Genomic DNA, 21,133 nt, shown 5'->3' on the forward strand with positions numbered 1-21,133 from the left:
GAGCCGGACGCGAGACGCGTCCGAAGAAGTAGGGGCCGGAGCCGATCTGGTGGGGGAGAGAGGACGTCTGATCACACCGCTGGAAGTTGCGTCACCCCTGATCAACAGGCGATCCGGAACCGTGACAAGCGGTCGTGATCCCGGTCGTGATACTTGAGCGGCCATCCCAGGTATCCCGGTACGGTCACGACCACCCCAGACACGGAAGCTCTCGCCCACCTCATCGGCGGCGTCCGAGCACTCTGCGAGCACCGGGCAGCCAGTGCGGAGGCGTAAATCTGCCCCCGATCTGCTGCGCCGATGCGGTCGCTCCATGAGGTCGACGTTCCGGGACGTCGTCCATGAGGTCGTGGGTGCAGCCCCTTCATGGGTTGAGCCGACCTCGCCACCCCTGATGGGTTCGGCGCAGGCTCGGTGGCCACCATGGGTCCGGCCGCGGACGCCGCCACGATGGGTAGCTCGCTTGCGATTCGTGTAGCGCTGTCGTGCGCCGGGGTGGATGGGTCGTGCCTCGGAGACCTGGTGCATGGGTCCGAGCTGATCCGGAGGGTTGATGGGTCCTGCTTTGGAGACCGCGTTCATGGGTCTGGTTGTTGTGTTCACGCCCGCCCGCCTTGTGCGATGGCTGCGCAGGTGCTGCAGACGTCCGGGCGTGGGTGGGTGTCGTGGCCCTTGACGCTGCAGCGGCGACGCTGAGCGGTGGGGTCGCAGTTGGCGTGGGTGGTGGCGCCGGCCTCGGTGAGTGCCTGGTGGCAGATGGTGCAGCTCGGTGTCGCTGTGGCGTCCTCGGCCAGCCCTGGAAGGGGTGTTACCTCAGTTACGTTGTTACGTTCGTCACTTTCCTTACTCACACCCCTAACAGGGGGAGTCGGGTGGTTGTTGGTAACAGGTGACGACGTAACAGAGGTGACAGCCATGTAGCGGCCTCGTTCGGGCTTCGTGAGCCGTCCTTGCGCGGTCAGGCGCCCGAGGTAGACGCGTACGTTCTGACCGTCCAGATTGAGCGCTGCTGCGATCGTGGAAGGCCCCACGTTCGGGTTGGCTGTGACGTACTCGACGATGCGAGCGCTGTCCTCGCCCAGACCAATCGTGGCCGCGGTCTGGCGGGCTGCCTGTGCGGCTTCAGTGAGCGACTCGCCCGCGATGGCCCAGTGGCCGCCGTCAGCTGTGGCGGCGTACTCGCCCTCGTTCACGTCACGACCGGTGACTCTGATGATGGCTTCGGTTTCGCCGCGGGCTCGTTCGATGAGGATGGTGAAATCAGCGGACCCGTTGAGGCCGTTCGTGCCGCTGGTGGCGTCCATCCAGTCGGCCGCACCGCCCTTCTTCTTGTGGTGAACGACGAGGATGGTGCTGCCGGGATGCTTGTCAGTGATGCGTTTGAGCACGCCACCGATCCGGTAGTCACGCTGGTAGACCCCCTCGCCGGGAAGGGCTCGGGGCATGACTTTGCCGAGCGTGTCGAGCATGACGAGGCCGTCCGGGTGCTGGTCGAGCCAGGTCTCGATGATCGGTAGAAGCTCGTCCGGGGTGGCTTGCGTGAAGTACTCGAACGGCTTCGGTAGTGCCTTGCCGTGCATGAGGTGTCGGCTGCGGTCCTGCATGCGGCGGTCGCCGTCTTCGAGCGCCGCGTACAGGACGGGTCGCTGCTCAACCTGGATGTGTCCGAGCGCCTTACCTCCTACGGCGGCTGCGAGGCCGACGCCGAGAACGAACCATGACTTGCCGATCTTCGGTGGGCCGATGAGCAGGCCGAATCCTTCCGGGATCAGTCCTGGGATCGTCCACTGCAGGGCGGCGAAGCGCTGCTCGTCCAGCCATGCACCGTTGCGGATCCGGCTGAGCAACTTGCGCGTCGCCTCGAGTCCGTCGGCCTCGGGGCTGACGTCGTCGGGTTCGTCAACGTCGGTGCGGGGGGTCAACGCGATTGCGATTCCCATCAGGCGGCCCTCGTCTCGGTGAGGACGTCCGCGATCTCGTCATGGATGTGCGGGGGCAGTCCGTCGGTTCGGAGTAGTTGCGCGTGCCGGCGGCACTGCAACGCGGTGCTAGTGAGCCGCTGGAAGCGTTCGGCTAGTTCGCTCGGGGTGGCCTTGCCGACGAAGTCGCCAGGGCGTGGTCGGGCGTCCTCGATGGTGGCTGCGCGGCGTTCCCAGAATCTGGCCATGCCTTCGGCCATCGCGTCGGCGAGGATGTCGGGGACGATGCCGCCGAGCATGTCAGCGCATCGTCGGCCGACTTCGACCGAGAAGTCAGCCTGACCTAGTGAGCGTTGCGAGGTGGCGGTCATGCTGTCGCCTCACGGTCTGCCAGGTCGCAACCCGCCCGGTGCTGGGTTAGTGCTGTCCCGGGTGTGGTGATTGTGGCTGTGGCGCCGCAGGTGGGGCAGGCGCCGAGCAGGTTGGCGAGTACTCGTCGCTCGAGCCTGCGTCGTTCGCGTCGGCTGGTCGTGGCGGGGATGGTGGGTGTGATGACCATGACGCCGCCGAGGACCCAGCAGGTGGTGTGTGGGCCGACGTAGACGATGACCTGATGGCAGGCGGCCCGGGCGGCTACGGCGTCGCTGGTGCCGCGAGCGTGGGCGCTCTTGACGTCGGGGAGTGTCGTGCAGATCACAGGCCCTCCTGGATGGCGCAACCTGGGCAGAGTTCGACCGAGAGCAGGACCGTCGGCATTGCCCGATAGGAGAATCCCGTCAGGCGGGCGGCTGGCTCGGGGACGTCTCCGCACCGGTCACAGGCGGCGGTGTCGCGGCCATGCATCGCGTAGTTGTCGACATAGCAGGGCCAGCAGCGGAGCCGGTCTGGGTCGTGGAGCGACACGAGTCGTGGTGCGGAGTGGGTGGCCGGGCATTGAGTCAGAGTGCCGTCGACAAGGCGTCCCGCGAGCTCTCTGACGACAGAGGCCAGCCAGTCAGATGGCGTGTGGTCGGGGCGGGTCACGATGGCGCCCTCGGTTTCGCTGCGACGGACAAACGCCAGCGAACTCGGTGATGATGTCGGTATGGTCGACTCCCGTACCGGCAGTGGTGGCAGGCCTTCGAGTTCGGCGCATTGCTCGCACAGGACTGTTTCGACGACGATCCGGTCAGTTGCGAACACGCCGAGACCGATCAACTCTCGGGCGGGCCGCTGGTTGCAGCGATCGCACTCCCCGTAGGCATGGGAACGGGCTTCTTCGGCAGGGACGGCGCACGCGCTGCAGCGGAGCTTGTCTGGTGCCCAGAGTGCGACCATGCGATGGCCAGGGTGGGGACAGCTGCGGAGGCTGCCGTTCGTGAACCGTCGAAGGATCAGGTTCATCTGCTCTCGGAGCCACGGTGACGGGAGATGCTCCGGGCGGACGGTGAAGCCGCCGTCCAGGCCGTGCTGGACGAGGCCGGTGCCGCGGAGCGGTTCTGCTGAGTTTCCGGTCACGCTGCCTTGTCCTTCCGGACGCCGCGCCAGGTACGGAGGACGCCGCCGTTGCGGCTCGGCCTGGTCGACGGAATGTAGCCGACGGGCTCGATCAGCCCTGTTCGGTAAGCCCGTCGGAACAGGCCACCAACACGGTTGGGGTGGTCGGGGTCTGGGACTCCGAGGGCTCGGAGGTCGTCAGCGGTGAACGGCTGGCCGGTCTCGGCCCACCAGCCGAGTGCTCGTTCGGCGCAGTCGAGCCACCGGTCGTCGGCGTTGCGACAGGCCTGTTCGGGCCCTTCGGGTAATGTGGGCTGCAGAGCCGGGAAAGCTTGAGCCGCCATCGTGGTACCGCCCACGGGGCGGCTTTCTCGCATCATGCGGCCCTGCCCTGGTCAGATACGACACGGAGGCCTGTACCGCGGCGCTGCTCATCAAGCTTGAGCGACCGTCGGAGGGTGCGGGGGTCAACGCTCAAGAGGTTCGCGGCCTCGGTGACGGTGAGGAACAGCCGGTCACGTAGCTCAGCCGGCAACGATTCCCGCGTCAGCTGTGTGTCGGACAGGAACGGATCCGTTGGGATGCGCCAGACCTTGCCGACCTGGACGCAGGGCACGCCGTTCATGCCGCTGCTCGCTGGATCACTACGTGCTGGATGTCTCGGAGTGTGCTCAGCACGGCGACGTACTTGCGGAGATGCTCACCTCGAGGCTTGCGCACTCCACGCTCCCACTTGCTGACCGTCTGTCGCGTGACACCGACCGGAGTCGCGACTGCGGTGGTCGAAAGCCCGGCGGATACGCGCAGAGCGCGGCACATGGCCGGGGAAGGCAGTGACTGCTGAAGTCGCAACAGGTCTTGGAGCCCGGCGAGTTCCTCACTTAGGGGTTCATCCATGGCACCACAGTGGCGCGCTTCATGGGGTTTTATCTACGGTTGGGCCGGGAGCGGTGATTTTCCGTCAGGTAAAACAACTGTCATGCGCAACAGTTGACGAAATGGCACCATCGCGGCGACAATGCTCGCGTGGATGACGAAGAGGACCTACAAAGCGTTCTGGACTACCCCTGGATCACACCCACTGAAGATGAATGCCACACTCCCGACGCACGCGCCGCCCAGGCGCGGGAGACTCGGCAGGCCATAACGTGGGACAAGGAGTTCAGGGAGAGGCTGTGGCGAGGGCTCGAACGTCGCTCGTTGACGCCGGAGCATCACCGCAACGACGCGGTGGCAGCGCTGGACGACGACTCACTGCCAGGATGGCGAGTTCGGTGGGTCTTCACTGAGCAGGACGGGAAGCTAGTCGTGCGGAGCCTGCTTGTAGAGGCAGAGGACGCTGCAACTCCCGCCGGCGGAATTGACGCCAACCTCCTGCGTCGATTGTCGCCGGCTTCGGCAGCGACAACCGTCGCAGGGCTCCGACAGAACGTGCCTGATCGGAGCGCGCAGCGCTTGTTCCTGAAATGGGGAAAGCGCGAGGCGGCCACCTCTAGCGAACCGCGCCGACGTGGGCGCCCCGAACTCGCAGATGACTTCCTGGCCGAGGTAGCGCTGGCCTACCTACGAGAGTTGCCACATGGTCGGGGAATCCTGCGGCGTGTGGGACTCGCTGTAGCGCCGGAGCCCTACAGCGAGGCGAACCCGGTGCCGATCGAAACGGTGCGCGACTGGGTGCACAAAGCTCGAGTGCGTGAGTTCTTGAGTGCGGCGCCCAAACCGGGGGCTAGCGGTGGGGAGCCAGGCCGGAGGTTGCTCGCGATTCTCGAGTCGGGCGGATGGGAAGGAAAATGACCAAGACGAAGCGCCGTGCACGCGGCGAGGGCAGCGTCAGCCAGTACCAGACCAAAGCCGGCGGCCGCTGGCTCATCAAGTACCACGACGCCGAAGGTGTCGTCAGGCTCAAGCGCGGATATCTGACGAAGAAGGCAGCAGCGGACGCCCTGGGCGACATCAACGCCGACATCCGGAACGGCCGCTATGTCGCGCCGACCAAGACGACCCTCGGCGACTGGCTCGACGAGTGGGTCGACGGGCTGCGGCTCGCGCCATCCTCGATGGCCAGCTATCGACGCAACATCGAACACCACGTGAAGCCCTACCTCGGCAACGTGCCGTTGCAGCAACTCACCGGCCCCCGCCTCACGAAGCTCTACCGCGAACTCGAGACCAGCGGCAAGGTGAACCACAAGAAGGGCACAGGCCTCTCGCCGCGCTCCGTTCGCTACGTGCACACGATCGTCAAGGCCGCGATGAAGTCGGCCGTCGACCACGGCAAGATCGCCAAGAACCCCGCCACCCTGGCCGTGCCGCCGTCCGCTCGTGATGCGAAGTCCCCCGAGATCCACCCGTGGACCGGTGAGCAACTGAGTCTGTTCCTCGCGTGGGCGAAGGAGCGCCGCACCGACATCTTCCCGGCCTGGCACCTGCTCGCCTACACCGGCATGCGCCGCGGCGAACTCCTTGCGCTGCGGTGGCGCGATGTCGATCTGAACGACGGCAGGATCAGCATCCGGCGGTCGCTCACGCCCGTTCGCACCAAAGGGCAGGGTCTGTCGTTGATCGAGGGTCTGACGAAGGGCAAGGCGTCCCGTGTCGTGGACATCGACCCGACGACAGTCGCGGTGCTGAAGACCCACAGGCTGGCTCGTGGCGCGCTGGCGATGCCGCTGATCCGCGACACTGCGCTCGTGTTTGCCAACCAAGAGGGCGACCGGCTGCACCCTGATGCGTTCACACGCCGGTTCACCGAGTCGGTGGCCAGCTGCGCTCGCAAGCCCGGCGAAGATGCCCTGCCAGCCGTCCGCCTGCATGACCTCAGGCACACGCACGCCACCCTGCTGCTGAAGGCCGGCATCAACGTGAAGATCGTCTCCGAACGGCTCGGGCATGCGAGCGTCGGGATCACCTGGGACACCTACCAGCACGTGATGCCCGGCATGCAACGCGAGGCAGCAGTGCAGTTTGCGGCCCTGATGGGCGGCGCGGGGTGACGTAAGTATCAGATGGGTATCACGGAGCGGATTCCAGCCGGAAACGAAATGGCTCCGAGTCCCCCACTAGGGGAAACACGGAGCCTTGCTTGTGTCCGAGAGAGGACTTGAACCTCCACGCCCTATAACGGGCACTAGCACCTCAAGCTAGCGCGTCTACCTATTCCGCCACCCGGACAGGGTGTGCACCCGGCGGACCGGGCAACCACGTCAGCATATCCGGCTGGGCCGGGCACGCTCAACTCGACCGAATCCCAGTCCACGAGGAGCCATCGCCCAGTGATCCGGACGCCGTCCCGGCCCGAGAGGTACGGCAAGATGGGCGGCATGAGCGTGCAGAGTGCCCCCGAGTCCGAAGTCGTCCAACTGTGCAGTGAACTGATCCGGATCGACACCTCTAATTTCGGGCCGGACGGCTCGAAGGGCGAGCGTGGCGCCGCCGAGTACGTTGCCGAGAAGTTGGCCGACGTGGGCATCGACTCGCAGCTGTACGAACCCGAGGCGAACCGCACCAGCCTGATCGCGCACTGGGAGCCGGAGGGCTGCGATTCGTCGCTGCCGCCGCTGCTGATCCATGGTCATACCGACGTGGTGCCGGCGCAGGCGTCCGACTGGCAGGTCGACCCGTTCGCCGGCGAGGTCAAGGACGGCTGCGTGTGGGGCCGCGGCGCGGTCGACATGAAGGACTTCGACGCCATGGTGCTGTCGGTGGTCCGTGACCGGGTCCGCACCGGACGCGCGCCGCGGCGTCCGATCAGGTTCGCGTTCACCGCCGATGAGGAGGCCGGCAGCGGCCTGGGCGCGCATTGGCTGGTCGAGAAGCACCCTGAGCTGATCGCGGACTGCCCGGAGGCGATCGGCGAGGTGGGCGGCTTCTCGCTCACCGTCCGCGACGACCTGCGGCTCTACCTGATCCAGACCGCCGAGAAGGGTCTGGCCTGGCTCAATCTGATCGCGGACGGCACCGCCGGCCACGGCTCGATGCGCAACTCCGACAACGCCGTCACCGCGCTGGCCGGGGCGGTCGCCCGGATCGGTACCCACGAGTGGCCGCACCGCATCCATCCCGCCCAGCAGGCGTTCCTGGACGCGGTCGAGGACGCCCTCGGCGTCGAGATCAACGCCGATTCGGTGGAGGAATCGCTGGCGCGGCTGGGCACCATCGCGCGGATGGTGGGCGCCACGATGGCCAATACCGCCAACCCGACGATGTTGAACGCCGGCTACAAGGTGAACGTGATTCCCGGCAAGGCCACCGCCGGTGTCGATGGCCGATTCATTCCCGGCTACTCCGACGAGTTCTTCGCCACCCTCACCGAACTGCTCGGTGACAAGGTCCGTTATGAGATCGGCAGTCACTATGACGCGGTCGAGACCGAGTTCTCCGGCGCGCTGGTCGAGGCGATGCAGTCCTGCCTGGAGGCCGAGGATCCGCAGGGCAAGGCGGTGCCCTACCTGATGAGTGGCGGCACCGACGCCAAGGCCTGGTCGAAGCTCGGCGTCCGCTGCTTCGGGTTCGCTCCGCTGCAACTGCCGCCCGACCTCGACTTCGTGGCGATGTTCCACGGCGTCGATGAGCGGGTGCCGACGGCGTCCCTGGAGTTCGGCGCGCGGGTGCTGGACCGGTTCCTCGACCAGGCCTGATCGTCGCGGGACCTTTGCACCCGAGGGTGCTGATGTCGTGGGCGAGCGCGGTTCCGGCGCGGCGAGCGGCGTGGGGTGAGCGGCCTCGGACCCCCTAGGGTGGCCGCCATGGATCGTCGTGCCGTCGGAGACAGCGGCCTGCAGGTGTCGCGTCTCGGCCTCGGCTCGCTGACCTGGGGCCGTGACGTCCCGCCCAGCCAGGCGCGCGCCCTGCTCAACAGGTTCGTCGAAGCCGGCGGCACCTTGGTCGACACGGCCGCCGCCTACGGCAACGGCGACGCCGAACGGATCATCGGCCGGGCCATCCACACCGACCTCACCCGCGACGACCTGGTGATCGCCACCAAGGGCGGCTTCGGCGTCCGGGGTGGGCGCCGGGTGGTCGACACCTCCCGGACGGCGTTGCTGGACGATCTGGCCGGTTCGCTGCGGCGGCTGCACACCGACCACGTCGACCTGTGGCAGCTGCACGCCTGGGGTGCGGCACCGCTGGAGGAGTCGCTGGCCGCCATCGACCACGCGGTGTCCACCGGCATGGTGCGCTACGCCGGGGTGTCGAACTTCGTCGGCTGGCAGACCGCGCAGGCAGCGACCTGGCAGTCCGCCTTCCCCGGACGGGCTCCGATGGTCAGCACCCAGGTCGAGTACTCACTGCTGGCCCGCCGCGCCGAGGTCGAGGTGATTCCGGCCGTCCGTGCCTTCGGCCTGGGCCTGCTGGCCTGGTCACCGCTGGGCCGCGGCGTGCTCGCCGGACGCTACCGGACGGGCATTCCGCGCGACTCCCGGGGTGGGCAGACCCACTTCTCCTGGTTCGTCGAGCCCTATCTCGAGCCCCGCTCACGCTCAGTGGTGGACGCCGTGGCGACCGCCGCGGACGGCCTCGACCTGTCCTGCGCGCAGGTCGCGCTGCTGTGGACCAGGGACGCCCCCGGAGTGACCGCGCCGCTGATCGGTCCGCGTACCGTCGAACAACTCGACCATCTGCTGGAAACCGAAGAACTCGAGTTGCCCGCCGAGATCACCGCCGCCCTGGACGACGTCAGCGGCGGTCCGAACGCCGGGCGTTCTGCCTAGTACGCGCCCCTTCACAACCGCTCGCCCAACTATTTGGGGCTCGCCGAATTCAGCGAGCGCTATGGAGTTCGACGAGCGGTCGGAGGGCTGGGACGTTAGCCGGCCAGCAGCCCCGACAGGTCGGACGGCGTCCCGATCTCGACTACCCCCGAGCCTCGGCGATAGAGCCGGCCTCCAGCCAGAGAACCCTCGAAGCTGAGCGTGTGGCGGTCGCGGCGCAGCCAGGTTCCCTCGCGCATCGCCAGCACCGGAGTGTCGTTGTCCTCCAGGTACTGGCGCAGCCGTTCGTCCCGCGTCTCGCCCTGATGTGTTGAGGTCGGATCGGGGTCCAGGTAGTGCGGGTTGATCTGGAATGGCACCAGGTCCAGAGTGGCGAACGACGGCGGTTCGACGATCGGCATGTCATTGGTAGTGCGCAGCGAGGGCGTGGCGACATTGGTGCCGGCCGACGACCCCAGGTAGGGCATGCCGGCACGCACCAGCGCGGGCACGGTTTCGATCAGACCGGTGCGGTAGAGCGCGTCCACCAGCCGGAATGTGTTGCCGCCGCCGATGAATACCGCGTCCGCCTGCTCGACGATTCGCGTTGCGGGCCCGGTGTGCGCGCCGACGACGCGGACGCCGAACCTCGCTAGAGCCGACGCCACGGTTGCCGTGTAGCCGTCATGATCGGCCAGTGCGAACGGTACAAAGGCCACCTCGTGGGCGCCGGTGAATAGTTCGCCGAGCGCCTCCGTGGCGTGTTCCAGGTAGCCGCGACCGGGCGCGGTGCTGTTCGATAGCAAGAGCAGACGCATGGCGCTCATCCTGCCAAGATCGCGGACGGCGCATCATCAACCCTTGTCAGGAGGAAACCGGAATGCTCAGCCAGGTACTCGCAGTGCACGATCTGCTGGACGATCCCACTGTCGACGGGCAGCGGGCCATCGACCACCTGCGGGCCATCGCGCCCGACCTCGACATCCGTTACGACCTCGAGCGGGTCACCGGACCCCGGGGTCACACCGACTTCGTCCGGGTCGTGATTCCGGGCACGACCGGACGTCTCGCCGGGGGAGAGTCTCGCACGCTCGGTGTGGTCGGGCGCCTCGGCGGCATCGGTGCTCGTCCGGAGCGGATCGGCTACGTCTCCGATGGCGACGGAGCTTGCACCGCGCTCGCGGTGGCGGCCAAGCTGATCGACATGGCGCGGCGCGGCGACCGGCTGCCGGGCGACGTCATCTGCTCGACGCACGTCTGCCCGAGCGCACCCACTCGGCCGCATGATCCGGTGCCGTTCATGGACTCGCCGATCTCGATGGACACCGCGAACGACCATGAGGTGCTTCCCGCGATGGAGGTGATCCTGTCGGTGGACACCACCAAGGGCAACAAGGTGATCAACCATCGCGGAATGGCCATCTCGAACACCGCGCGGCAGGGCTACCTGCTGCCGGTCGCACCCGATTTGGTGGCCATGTACGAGACGGTCTGCGGAATCCCCGCCCAGGTCTTCCCGCTCTCCACCCAGGACATCACTCCGTATTCCAACGGTCTGTACCACCTGAACTCGATCCTGCAGCCCACCTGTGCGACCGAGGCGCCGGTCGTCGGTGTCGCGTTGGTGGCGCAGACTGCGGTGGCCGGGTCGGCAACCGGGGCGTCCCGCGAGACCGACATCGAAGAGGCCGGACGCTTCTGCATCGAGGTCGCCAAGGCCTACGGCGAGGGCTGGCTGCAGTTCTTCGACGCCGCTGAGTGGGACGAACTGCAGCGCCGCTACGGCTCGCTGGCCTTCCTGCAGACACCCGGCGAAGGTGGGCCGGTCGAGGAGGGCTGACCTTGCGACCATCGCGTCGATCGCCGCGCCAGCACTGAAGGATGCGGCCCGTTACATCCTGAAGACAGCCTGCCCGAGGGTCTTGTCAGCGACCCTGTTTCGGGTTCATGATCGTTCCCAACTTCACACAGTGAGAAACATTTCTCACTATTTGCGAAAGCGGTCGAGATGAGCGAGGGTCTACGGACGACGCAACCCGCCAGACAGGGGCTGGGCACAGTCGGTGGCGCGATCGAGGTGCTGCTGGCGTTCACCGACGCGGCCCCCGAACGCGGGGTCACCGATCTCGCCGAAGAACTGGGCATGGACAAGTCCCGGGTGCACCGGCTGCTCAGTTCGCTGGCCGCCGGCGGGCTGTTGATGCCCACCCCCCGGTCGCGACGCTACGTGCTCGGGCCCACCCTGGTGTTGCTGGGCGAGCGGGCCGCCCGCCAGGGTGCGCTGCCCCGGACTGCCCAGCCGATCATTGACGAGCTGGCCCGCGCCGCCCGCGAGTCGGTCGTGCTCTGTGTGATGGACCGGCTCGGCTACCGCACCGTGGCCTCCGCGGACGGGCCCAGCGACCTGCGCTTCGCCACCGAGCTGGGCCGCTGGTTCCCGGGCGCCGGCGGGGCCAGCGGGCATGTGCTGTTCGCCCACCATCCCGATCCGGACATCGCCGGACGGCTGCTCGCCGATCACACCGAGGCCACCGATCTGGATGTCGCGACGCTGAGCGCCCGGCACGCCGCTGCACGCCAGGACGGCTACTCGATCTCGCGCGGGGAATACGACCTCCGCGTCATGGCCATCTCAGCGCCCGTCGTCCTGGACGGTGCCGTGATCGCCTCGTTGGGCGTGGTGGGACCGCCACCCGAACTCGATGGCCAGGCCGACCATCTGCTCGACCTGGTACGCCGTGCCGCTGCCGACCTCAATGCCGCGCTCGACCGCCAGACTTCCCAATCCCTCAACCCGATCGGACGTCCATGACTCAGGACCAGAAAGCTCCCATCGCACCGCAACTGAACCACCCGCGCGCCTTCGAACCGCTCACCCTGGTGGTGACTCTGGTGCTCTCGGTGGTCGGTGCCTTCATCGGCATGCGGCTGATCACCACCCTCGGCATCAGCGCCAACACCTCGGTGATCGGCGCACTGGTCGCCATGGCGCTCGGCCGGGTCGCCATCTTCGGACTGAGCAAGTTCCGCGACAAGAACCGGCAGAACCTCGCTCAGACCGCCATCTCATCGGCCACCTTCGGCGCTGCCAACGCACTGCTCACCCCGATCGCGGTGGCCTGGGCGTTCAACCGGGTAGACCTGATCTGGCCGATCTTCGCTGGTGCGGTGATCGGCCTGCTGGTGGACGCCTGGGTGCTCTACCGCTGCTTCGGCTCACAGTTCCTGCCCGCCACGAACCCTTGGCCGCCCGGCGTCGCCGCCGCCGAAACCATCAAGGCGGGCGATGAGGGCGGCCGCAGTGCCGTCATCCTGTTCGGCTCGACGATCGTCGCCGGCCTCGGGACCTTCTTCTTCGCGCTGCCGTTCTCGGCCGCCGGCGTTGCCCTGATCGGCAACATCTGGGCGCTGCTGATGTGGGGTGTCGGCCTGATGAGCCGCCAGTACGTGAACCTCGTTCCTGGTCTGCAGGGTCTCGACATCAACGCCGAGTTCATCCCGCACGGCGTGATGGTGGGCGCCGGCATCGTGTCGCTGATCCAGGCGTTCTTCTTGTTCACCGATCGCAAGGCGAAGAAGAAGGTGGAAGCCGACGCCAAGCTGGCCGAGGCGCGGCTCGCGGCGGCCAAGACGAGTACCACCGTCGACGACCACGGGCACATCGATCACAGTGCCGACCACGCCTACGCCACCACGGTTGACGCCGCCACTCTGCGTCGAAGCCTGATCATCGGCTACAGCCTGTTCCTCGGGGCAGCGGTCCTGCTGGCAGTGACCACGGGACTGATCTACGAGATGAGCATCGGCATGCTGATCCTTTGGGTGGTCTTCGCAGCAGTTGCAGCCTTTGTCCACGAGATCATCGTGGGGCTCGCGGCCATGCACTCCGGCTGGTTCCCGGCCTTTGCGGTCACCCTGATCTTCCTGGTGATCGGCCTGCTGATCGGGTTTCCCGACGTGCCGATGGTGGTCCTGGTGGCCTACTGCTCGGCCACCGGACCGGCCTTCGCCGACATGGGCTACGACCTGAAGGCCGGCTGGTTGCTGCGCAAGGATGCCTCCTTCCAGCCCGACTACGCCCGCTACGACCTCGCCGGCAAGCGGGAACAGTTCAAGAGCAGCCTGGTCGGCTTCCTGGTCGCGGCGGTGTGCGTGATGCTGCTGTGGAAGACCTACTTCGAGAGCGGGCAGATTCCGCCGGTCTCCAAGGTGTACGCCGACACCATCTCCGCCGGCCTGACCAACCCGCACACGTTGCAGAACATGATCATCTGGGCAATTCCCGGCGCCCTCATCCAGGCCATCGGCGGACCCAAGCGGCAGATGGGCGTGATGCTGGCCACCGGCCTGCTGATCAGTGCGCCGAACGCCTGCTGGGCGATCTTCATCGCGCTACTGGTGCGGGTCGCCGTCCGGAAGTGGAAGGGTGAAGAGGCCGAGGAGCAACTGTCGCTGGTCGGCGCCGGATTCATCGCCGGCGACGCGCTGGCCTCGGCCGCCAACCTGTTCAAGGCGAAGTGACGCCGCGGCGTCCGCAGCCGACCGCCGTCCAGAACCGAACCGAATCGAAGAGAAGCAGAAGAGGAAATGGAAGTCACCAACCGCGTCGAATCCCGTAACGAGTACCTGGCCTTCGAGGCGTTCAATGCCGCCCGCAAACTGATCGAGGAGATCATGTGCGTGAAGGCCGGCGAGGACGTGCTGATCACCGCCGACACCTCCTCGGACATGCGGGTGGCCGAGTTGCTGGCCGGGGCCGCGCTGGGCGTGGGGGCGCATCCGGTGATCGTCCGTTACGAGACCCGGTACGCCTCGGCCATCGAACCGCCCAAGCCGGTGGCCGGCGCGGCGCTGGGCGCCGACGTGTGGATCGAACTGCAACTCGGCTACATCATGCACAGCAACGCCTTCCGGGCGGCGATGGAGCGGGGCACCCGCTACACCTGCCTGACCGGGCTCGATGTGCAGATGCTGGTAGACACGGTCGGTCGGGTCGATTACGCGGGGGTCACCCGGTTGGGCAACCGCCTGGTCGAACTGCTGGAGTCGGCCAGCGTGATCCGGATGACCTCGGCCAACGGCATGGACATCTCCGCCCAGCGCGGTGACCGGCCGATCCACCTGCGGGGCATTCCGGCCGACAAGCCGGGCATGTCGGTGATGCTGGCCGGGCAGATCTCATTCAATCCCCTGGAAGAGACCCAGAACGGCACCATCGTCTTCGACGGTGCCGCCTGGCCGCCCGACGAGAACGGCCTGATCGCCAACCCGATCACCCTCACCGTCGAGTCCGGCGTGGTCACCGACATCTCCGGGCAGGGCTCGGACGCCGCCATCTACCGCAACTGGATGGCCAGCCACGGCGACCCGAATATGTACCGGGTGGCGCACTGGTCGCTCGGCTTCAACCCCGGGGTGACCCGGTCGACCGGCCGGATCGTCGAGGACGAGCGGGTCTTCGGCTGCGTCGAGTTCGGCATCGGCACCAAGGGTGCCTGGATCGGCGGCGAGCCGTGGGTGGCCGCGGCTCACACCGACGGCTCCAACGTGCTGCCCTCGATCTACTGCGACGGCGTCGCGATCGAAGAGAACGGCAAGTACGTGCACCCCGACCTGGTCGCGATCTGCCACGACCTGGGTGTCAGCGGGTACTGATGATCGCGTTCGGAGGAGTCGAGTACCGCGAACACCTCGTCGAGGTGCCACTGGTCTGGGGTGCCGACGATCCGCGCCGGATCACCGTGTTCGCCCGCGAACTGGTCCGTGAGGGACGCCGGGACGCGCCGTACCTGGTCTGGTTCCAGGGCGGCCCGGGCAACCGGGCCCAGCGGCCCGAGTCGATCTCCGGCTGGCTGGACGCCGCCCTGAACGACCACCGGGTGGTGCTGCTCGACCAGCGCGGCACCGGGCGATCGACACCGGCCGATGCCCAGAGCCTGGCCGGGTTGAGCTCGGCCGAGCAGGCCGAGTACCTGCGGCATTTCCGGGCCGACTCGATCGTTTCCGACGCCGAGGCCGTGCGCGACGCGCTTGAGGTGGACACCTGGTGGGCGCTGGGCCAGTCCTTCGGCGGCTTCATCCTGACCCGCTATCTGAGTGCGGCACCGTCCTCGCTGGCCGGGGTGATGATTGCAGCCGGACTGCCGCCGTTTGTCACCGCCGACGGCGGCGTCGCGTCCGCCGACGACGTCTATGCCGAGACCTATCCGCTGACGGCGCGGCGCAACGACGAGTTCTTCACTCGCTATCCCGGCGACCGGGAGCTGTGCGGACGGGTGGCGCGGCACCTGGCCGACGTCGAGGAACTGCTGCCCACCGGCGAGCGGCTGACCCCCGAACGGTTCCAGAAGCTCGGCATCGGGTTGGGGACGGCGTCCGACTTCGATGCGCTGCACTACGCGCTGGAGGATCCGTTCACCGTTGTCAGTGGCGCTCGGCGGTTGAAGTCGCACAGCCTGGCCCAGTGGGGCGTCCGGCTCAGCATGGCGCAGAATCCGCTCTACGCCGTGCTGCACGAATCCATCTACGGACGCCCTGGGCTGGCGCCGACCGCCTGGGCTGCGCACCGCGTCCGGAACCGGTTCGAGGTGTTCGCCACTCCGCCGGAAGAGCTGGGGGAGCGGTTCTGCTTCGTCGGCGAGCACATGTTCCCCTGGCAGTTCGAGCAAGACCCGGCGCTGGCTCCGCTGCGCGGTTCCGCCGAGCTGCTGGCCGAAGTGGACGACTGGGGGGAGTTGTACGACCTGGACGCGTTGGCGGCCAACCAGGTACCGGTGGCGGCCGCGATGTACACACCCGACATGTTCGTGCCGTTCGCGTCGCAACAGCGGACGGCGGCGCTGATCGCCGGGCTGCGGCCGGTGATCAGCGCCGAGTACCAGCATGACGGCATCCGTGCCGACGGCGCGACACTGTACGGACGATTGAAGGAGGCGTTGGCATGAGCACGTTGTCGGTGGTCACCATCGGACAGGCACCCCGGATCGACGTCACGCCGGAACTCGCCGAGATCCTCGGCGCCGGTGTGCGGATCGTGGAACACGGAGCGCTGGACAAGCTGACACCCGAGCAGATCGCCGACCTCGCGCCGAGTCCCGGTGCGGTCGGTGTGCTCACCTCCCGGCTGCGGGACGGCGGACATGCCGTCTTCACCCATGCGGCCGTCGAGCCACTGCTGGCCCAGGCCATCGCCCGCGGTGAATCCGAGGGCGCGGACGCCACACTGCTGATCTGCTCCTCACACTTTCCGGAGTTCCCGCACACCAGGCCGGTGTTCGCCCTCGAGCCGCTGGCGCACGCGGCCGTCCGAGGCCTGCTCAGCGGCTTCGACGCGCCCCGGCTCGGCGTGGTCAACCCGCTGGCCGATCAACTCGACGAGGGCGTCGCCCGCTGGCAGCGCAGCGTCGGTGCGGTGATCGGGGGAGCGGCGGCGGCATCGCCCTATGCGGACTCCGTCGATGACATCGCCCGGGCCGCCGCTTCGATCGCCGGCTCGTCCGACCTGATCGTGCTGGACTGCATCGGCTACGGACGCGAGGCGGAACGCGCGGCGCGCGCGGCCTGTGCCGAGGCCGGGCATCCTGTGCCGGTGGTCACCGTCCGCTCGCTCGGAGCCCGGTTGCTGGCCGCGATGCTCTGAGCGGGCTCAGGTGGCGCTGATCGTCTGGGTGAGCAGCAGCACGATGATGACGGCGGCCAGCGCGAGCCGGTACACGATGAACCAGGTGAAGTTGTTCTTCGAGACGTACCGCAGCAGCCAGGCGATGGAGACGTAGGCGACCACACCGGAGACCACCGTGCCGACCATGGTGGAGGCCCAGCCGACGCCGTCCGCGATGTGCTTGGCCTCCTTGACCGCCTGGTACAGCCCGGACGCCACCAGCGTCGGGATGCCGAGGAAGAAGCTCATCCGGGTCGCCGAGACCCGGTCGAGGCCGAGCAGCAGGCCGGTGGTGATGGTGGCACCCGAGCGGGAGACGCCGGGCACCAGTGCCAGCGACTGCAGAGCGCCGAGGATGAGGCCGTCCTTGACCGTGATGGAGTCCTCACCGCGGGTCTGCTTGCCGACCCGGTCACCGACGAACATCACGATCGACCAGCCCACCAGGCCGATGACGACCGCCCACAGGCTGCGCAGCGGCCCGGTGATCAGCGGCTCGCCCAGTAGTGCGATGACCGCCGTCACGGCGAAGCCGGCGATGATCGCCCAGCCCATCCGGTAGTCGGAGTTCCGCTTCGAGACGTCCCGCAGTCCGCTGAACCAAGCGCCGCCGAACCGAACGATGTCGGACCAGAAGTAGATGATCGAGGCGATCATCGCGCCCACCTGAATGATCGCGGTGTACGCGGTGATACTCGGGTCGTCGATCGCGACACCCATCAGTTTCTCGACCACGGTGAGATGCCCGGTGGACGAGATGGGCAGGAACTCGGTGATGCCCTCGACGATGCCGAGCACGATCGATTGCCACCAGTTGATCATGGGTTTCCTTCCGGCGAGATGGCCGCCGGACAGCTTAGCTGGCCCTTTCGGCCGCTTTCGCGCCGCGTTGTGGCGCGAGCGGCGCGGCGTCATCAAATATTCAGGAATGCCGCGATGACCGCGGAGGTTGAGGACGCAGCGACCTCGTAGACCACGGGAGCCCACCCGGGCCGTGCCGGCTCGGTGCCGTCGCGACGATACGCTGGCGTCCGGCCCTGAGGTGGCGCCAAAGAGGAGGAATCGGTGAAAGCCTGGACCGCGCCGGATGTACCCACCCTGGACGGCGCAGCCGGCCGGCTACGGATTCACGACACCGCACTCGACGAACTCGTCGACGTCGTGCCGGACAATGACGAGGCACGCTTCTACGTCTGCGGCATCACCCCCTACGACGCGACGCATCTGGGCCACGCCAACACCTATGTCGCCTACGACCTGATGTACCGGACGCTGCTCGACTGCGGACATCGGGTGATCTACACCCAGAACGTCACCGATGTGGACGATCCGCTGCTGGAGCGGGCCGAACAGACCGGGGTGGCCTGGGAGGACCTCGCCGAGGACCAGGTGAACCTGTTCCGCGAGGACATGACCGCGTTGCGGGTGCTGCCGCCGCAGCATTACATCGGCGCCGTCGAGGCGATTCCCGCTGTGGTCGATCTGATCGAGTCGCTCAAGCTGACCGGGGCGATCTATCAGGTGGACGACGCCGAGCATCCGGACTGGTACTTCGAGGTCCGCCGCGCACCCGGCTTCGGACGGCTCTCCAAGCTCACCGACGACGAGGCGGTGGCGCTGTTCGCCGAGCGCGGTGGCGACCCGGACCGTCCGGGCAAGAAGGATCCGCTGGACTGTCTGGTCTGGCGACTGGAGCGACCCGGTGAGCCGTCCTGGGAATCGCGACTGGGACGCGGACGGCCGGGCTGGCACATCGAATGCACCGCGATCGCGCTGCAATACCTGGGCGCCTCGTTCGACATTCAGGGTGGCGGCTCCGACCTGATCTTCCCGCATCACGAGATGTGCGCCGCCGAGGGTGCGATGGCGACCCGGCAGCCGTTCGCGAAGGCCTATGTGCATTCCGGAATGGTCGGCTTGCACGGCGAGAAGATGAGCAAATCCCGGGGCAACCTGGTGCTGGTCAGCCGGTTGCGTGCCTCCGGCGCCGACCCGATGGCGATCCGGCTCGGGCTGCTCGCCCATCACTACCGCACCGACTGGGAATGGACGGCGAACGCGCTGACCGAGGCCCAGCAGCGCCTGACCCGCTGGCGGGAGGCGGTGGCCCGTCCCGCAGCCCCGTCCGCCGAGCCGCTGATCGCCGCCCTCCGCGACGCCCTGCGCAACGACCTGGATTCCCCGGCCGCCCTGGCCGCGATGGACGCCTGGGCCTCGGAATCCGGCGACGACCCGTCCGCCGCCGCGACGGTGACCGAAGCGCTGGACGCCCTGCTCGGCGTTCGCCTCTGATCGAACTTCCGGGGACGGTTCTCCGGTGTGCGAAATCCGCACGTCCGGGGACGGTTCTTGGTCCTCCGAATTTCGCACATCGGGGGGACGGTTCTTACTCGTGCGAATTTCGAACGTTGAAGAACCGTCCCCGAAGATGCGAAAGCCGAACGTCGAAGAACCGTCCCCGCGTGTGCGAGGTTCAGAGGGTGAGGGTGGTGGACTCCACGGTGAACTCCTCGACAGCGTCCAGATCGACCTCGATGCCGACGCCGGGGCCGGACGGCGCGGTCAGGCAGCCGTCGGCGTCCAGCTCGAATGAGGGGCCGATGTCGGCGGCGTAGTACCGGGATGTGGCGGAGATGTCGCCGGGCAGAGTAAAGCCGGGCAATGTGGCCAGGGCCAGGTTGGCGGCCCGTCCGATCGCGGTTTCCAGAGTGCCGCCGCAAAACACTGGAACGCCGTTGGCCAGGCAGACGTCGTGGATCTGTCGCGAGGTGAGGTAGCCGCCGACCCGGCTGGGTTTGATGTTGATCACGTCGGCGCCGCCCAGCCGGATCGCCGTCATCGCGTCGTCGAGGGACAGCACCGACTCGTCCAGGCACACCGGGGTGCCGCGGCGGGCCGCGAGCTTCGCGTGCCCGAGCAACTCGTGCCGGGCGAACGGCTGCTCGATCAACACCAGTCCGAACTCGTCCAGCCTGCTCAACAACGGAATGTCGGCCGGCGTGTAGGCCTGGTTGGCATCCACCTGCAACGGCAGGTCGTCACCGAACGCCTCCCGGACGGCGCGCACCGGCGCCAGATCCCAGCCTGGCTGGATCTTCAGCTTCACCCGGCGGTAGCCGTCCTCGAGATAGCCGCCGACCCAGGACAGCAGCGTGTCCAGGTCGCCGGGGATGCCCACCGACACCCCGACCCGGATCGGACGCCGCGTCGAGCACAGGAAGTCGACCAGCGGCATCCGGTGACGGCGCAGTTCCGCGTCCAGCACCGCCGTCTCGAGCAGCCCGCGGGCCAGCGGATTGCCGGGCACCTCGGCGAACGCCCGGCGCACACCGCCGGCGGTCAGCGGCTCGGCGGAGTCGACACCCTCGGCCAGCAGCGGCAGCAGCACCTGCTCGATGGTCTGCCGGACACCGTCGATGTATTCGGGAAAGTAGGTCGGCTCGGCATCGGCGGCCGATTCCGCCCAGCCGGTGACGCCGTCGGAGTCTGTCCAGGACGCCACCAGCACGTCGCGGACGGTCTCCTCGCCCTTGCTGGTGCGGAACGGGCGGACCAGCGGCATGGCGAGCCGGCGTAGTTCGAGGGTCGCGGACATCGGATCAGGCACCTTTCACGAAGACGTAGTGGCCGTCGGCATCAATCCCTACCGGACGGAAGCCGTCGCCGAACAGCGATCCGAAGGCTTCCCGCGCCGCCACCCGCCAGCGGCGTCCGAGACCAGGATCCCCGGCCCGCAGCCCCTCGATGTCGGACGGCACCCAGGCCCGAACGATCTCCCCGGACGCCGGCCGCACCTCGGGTTCACCGTCGATCGAAGCCAGCACGATCGGGCTGGTCGACGCGCCAGCCGGCAGCGGGCGCCCGCCCGGGTCGTCGGCCAACGTCCATTCGACGACGAACCGGTCCGGAAGATCGCCGGCGTTGACCGCGTCCAGCATCGGTGGGTAGTAGTCCCGGACGAACTCGGTCACCCGCCCGCCGAGCCGATTCAGGTTGAAATGGCCGTTGCGGCGGATCAGCGGATCGTAGGTCCAGGTCAGGATCGCCGCACCGCGGGCCAGCGCCCAGTCGCGCTGGGCGAGCTTGAGCCGGCGACCCAGGCCTCGTCCGGCGAACGAGGCGTCCACGCCGGCGATGTAGGAGTAGACCCGATCCGAGCCGGGCGCGCCGGCGAAACCGATCGTCACGCCCACCAGGGCGCCGTCCAGTGTCCAGGCGCCGAGCACGCAACCGCCGGCGTGCGTCAGCGCCGTCATCAGATCGGCCGGCACCGGCGATTCGGCGGGCGGTACGCCCCAGATCGCGGCCAGCAGCGCGGCCGCCGCGACCCGGTCGTCGTGGCGGGTGAGCTCGTCGATTCGGACGTCCGGCTGTCGGAGAGACTCCAT

General features: G+C 67.7%; 22 protein-coding genes and 1 tRNA gene. 11 read left to right on the top strand and 12 right to left on the bottom strand.

Annotated elements, in window-relative coordinates; genetic code table 11:
* Positions 1–599: 599 nt before the first annotated feature.
* Genes QM624_RS11785 through QM624_RS11815 form a run of 7 tightly spaced genes read right to left on the bottom strand, consistent with a single transcriptional unit; the run spans position 600 to position 4,292 of the window.
* Positions 600–1,940: an AAA family ATPase gene (locus QM624_RS11785; RefSeq protein ID WP_415092004.1), complete on the bottom strand. Its 1,341-nt coding sequence runs from the start codon at positions 1,938–1,940 to the stop codon at positions 600–602.
* A complete protein-coding gene (locus QM624_RS11790; protein WP_415092006.1) occupies positions 1,940–2,290 on the bottom strand; it encodes a hypothetical protein in 351 nt (116 codons plus the stop codon). Before QM624_RS11790 ends, QM624_RS11785 begins: the two co-directional genes overlap by 1 nt.
* The gene (locus tag QM624_RS11795) at positions 2,287–2,616 is read right to left on the bottom strand and encodes a hypothetical protein (RefSeq protein ID WP_415092008.1); all 330 of its coding nucleotides are present in this window, start codon (positions 2,614–2,616) and stop codon (positions 2,287–2,289) included. The genes QM624_RS11790 and QM624_RS11795 overlap by 4 nt, the downstream gene beginning before the upstream one ends.
* Positions 2,613–3,416: a hypothetical protein gene (locus QM624_RS11800; RefSeq protein ID WP_415092010.1), complete on the bottom strand. Its 804-nt coding sequence runs from the start codon at positions 3,414–3,416 to the stop codon at positions 2,613–2,615. The genes QM624_RS11795 and QM624_RS11800 overlap by 4 nt, the downstream gene beginning before the upstream one ends.
* Entirely contained in the window at positions 3,413–3,739 is a 327-nt protein-coding gene (locus QM624_RS11805; RefSeq protein ID WP_415092012.1) for a hypothetical protein, read from the bottom strand. Before QM624_RS11805 ends, QM624_RS11800 begins: the two co-directional genes overlap by 4 nt.
* Before the next feature lie 32 nt (positions 3,740–3,771).
* Positions 3,772–4,020, bottom strand: coding sequence for a hypothetical protein (locus QM624_RS11810; RefSeq protein ID WP_415092013.1), 249 nt, complete (start codon positions 4,018–4,020; stop codon positions 3,772–3,774).
* Complete coding sequence (locus QM624_RS11815) at positions 4,017–4,292, bottom strand: helix-turn-helix domain-containing protein (protein ID WP_415092015.1); 276 nt, start codon at positions 4,290–4,292, stop codon at positions 4,017–4,019. The genes QM624_RS11810 and QM624_RS11815 overlap by 4 nt, the downstream gene beginning before the upstream one ends.
* A 129-nt stretch (positions 4,293–4,421) precedes the next feature.
* Between QM624_RS11815 and QM624_RS11820 the strand changes: the two genes are divergently transcribed.
* Together QM624_RS11820 and QM624_RS11825 are read left to right on the top strand one after the other, a co-directional pair.
* Positions 4,422–5,189 carry a hypothetical protein gene (locus QM624_RS11820; protein ID WP_415092017.1) on the top strand — a complete coding sequence of 256 codons (768 nt, stop codon included), beginning with the start codon at positions 4,422–4,424 and terminating at the stop codon, positions 5,187–5,189.
* Positions 5,186–6,388, top strand: coding sequence for a tyrosine-type recombinase/integrase (locus QM624_RS11825; protein WP_415092019.1), 1,203 nt, complete (start codon positions 5,186–5,188; stop codon positions 6,386–6,388). Before QM624_RS11820 ends, QM624_RS11825 begins: the two co-directional genes overlap by 4 nt.
* A 92-nt stretch (positions 6,389–6,480) precedes the next feature.
* On the opposite strand, the gene QM624_RS11830 is transcribed toward QM624_RS11825, so the two are convergent.
* A tRNA-Leu gene (locus tag QM624_RS11830) sits at positions 6,481–6,566 on the bottom strand.
* 149 nt (positions 6,567–6,715) lie between these two features.
* On the opposite strand from QM624_RS11830, the gene QM624_RS11835 reads away from it, so the two are divergent.
* Together QM624_RS11835 and QM624_RS11840 are read left to right on the top strand one after the other, a co-directional pair.
* Positions 6,716–8,032 (top strand): M20/M25/M40 family metallo-hydrolase, encoded by a 1,317-nt coding sequence (locus QM624_RS11835; RefSeq protein WP_298134360.1) that lies wholly within the window; start codon positions 6,716–6,718, stop codon positions 8,030–8,032.
* 108 nt (positions 8,033–8,140) lie between these two features.
* On the top strand, positions 8,141–9,106 hold the full coding sequence (locus QM624_RS11840) for an aldo/keto reductase (RefSeq protein ID WP_415092021.1): 966 nt from the start codon (positions 8,141–8,143) through the stop codon (positions 9,104–9,106).
* A 95-nt stretch (positions 9,107–9,201) separates the two neighbouring features.
* Here QM624_RS11840 and pepE read toward each other — a convergent pair whose 3' ends face one another.
* The gene (gene pepE / locus QM624_RS11845) at positions 9,202–9,903 is read right to left on the bottom strand and encodes a dipeptidase PepE (protein WP_415092023.1); all 702 of its coding nucleotides are present in this window, start codon (positions 9,901–9,903) and stop codon (positions 9,202–9,204) included.
* 62 nt (positions 9,904–9,965) lie between these two features.
* Between pepE and QM624_RS11850 the strand changes: the two genes are divergently transcribed.
* The 6 genes from QM624_RS11850 (at position 9,966) to QM624_RS11875 (ending at position 16,724) form a co-directional block, all read left to right on the top strand.
* Complete coding sequence (locus tag QM624_RS11850; protein ID WP_415092025.1) at positions 9,966–10,925, top strand: DUF1177 domain-containing protein; 960 nt, start codon at positions 9,966–9,968, stop codon at positions 10,923–10,925.
* Positions 10,926–11,093: 168 nt separating this feature from the next.
* Entirely contained in the window at positions 11,094–11,897 is an 804-nt protein-coding gene (locus QM624_RS11855; RefSeq protein ID WP_415092027.1) for an IclR family transcriptional regulator, read from the top strand.
* The gene (locus QM624_RS11860; protein WP_415092029.1) at positions 11,894–13,606 is read left to right on the top strand and encodes an OPT/YSL family transporter; all 1,713 of its coding nucleotides are present in this window, start codon (positions 11,894–11,896) and stop codon (positions 13,604–13,606) included. Before QM624_RS11855 ends, QM624_RS11860 begins: the two co-directional genes overlap by 4 nt.
* A 66-nt stretch (positions 13,607–13,672) precedes the next feature.
* Positions 13,673–14,740: a hypothetical protein gene (locus QM624_RS11865; RefSeq protein ID WP_415092031.1), complete on the top strand. Its 1,068-nt coding sequence runs from the start codon at positions 13,673–13,675 to the stop codon at positions 14,738–14,740.
* Positions 14,740–16,029: an alpha/beta fold hydrolase gene (locus QM624_RS11870; protein ID WP_415092033.1), complete on the top strand. Its 1,290-nt coding sequence runs from the start codon at positions 14,740–14,742 to the stop codon at positions 16,027–16,029. The genes QM624_RS11865 and QM624_RS11870 overlap by 1 nt, the downstream gene beginning before the upstream one ends.
* Entirely contained in the window at positions 16,026–16,724 is a 699-nt protein-coding gene (locus QM624_RS11875) for an AroM family protein (RefSeq protein WP_415092035.1), read from the top strand. The genes QM624_RS11870 and QM624_RS11875 overlap by 4 nt, the downstream gene beginning before the upstream one ends.
* 6 nt (positions 16,725–16,730) lie before the next feature.
* Here the strand turns inward: QM624_RS11875 and QM624_RS11880 are convergent, their stop codons facing one another.
* Positions 16,731–17,564: an undecaprenyl-diphosphate phosphatase gene (locus QM624_RS11880; RefSeq protein ID WP_415092081.1), complete on the bottom strand. Its 834-nt coding sequence runs from the start codon at positions 17,562–17,564 to the stop codon at positions 16,731–16,733.
* Between the two features lie 246 nt (positions 17,565–17,810).
* On the opposite strand from QM624_RS11880, the gene mshC reads away from it, so the two are divergent.
* Entirely contained in the window at positions 17,811–19,037 is a 1,227-nt protein-coding gene (gene mshC, locus QM624_RS11885) for a cysteine--1-D-myo-inosityl 2-amino-2-deoxy-alpha-D-glucopyranoside ligase (protein ID WP_415092037.1), read from the top strand.
* A 181-nt stretch (positions 19,038–19,218) separates the two neighbouring features.
* Here mshC and menC read toward each other — a convergent pair whose 3' ends face one another.
* Both menC and QM624_RS11895 read right to left on the bottom strand, forming a co-directional pair.
* Positions 19,219–20,340 (bottom strand): o-succinylbenzoate synthase, encoded by a 1,122-nt coding sequence (gene menC / locus QM624_RS11890; RefSeq protein WP_415092039.1) that lies wholly within the window; start codon positions 20,338–20,340, stop codon positions 19,219–19,221.
* A gap of 4 nt (positions 20,341–20,344) precedes the next feature.
* Positions 20,345–21,133 carry a GNAT family N-acetyltransferase gene (locus QM624_RS11895; protein WP_415092041.1) on the bottom strand — a complete coding sequence of 263 codons (789 nt, stop codon included), beginning with the start codon at positions 21,131–21,133 and terminating at the stop codon, positions 20,345–20,347.

The sequence above is a fragment of the Micropruina sp. genome (genome assembly GCF_047606365.1).
GTDB lineage: Bacteria > Actinomycetota > Actinomycetes > Propionibacteriales > Propionibacteriaceae > Micropruina.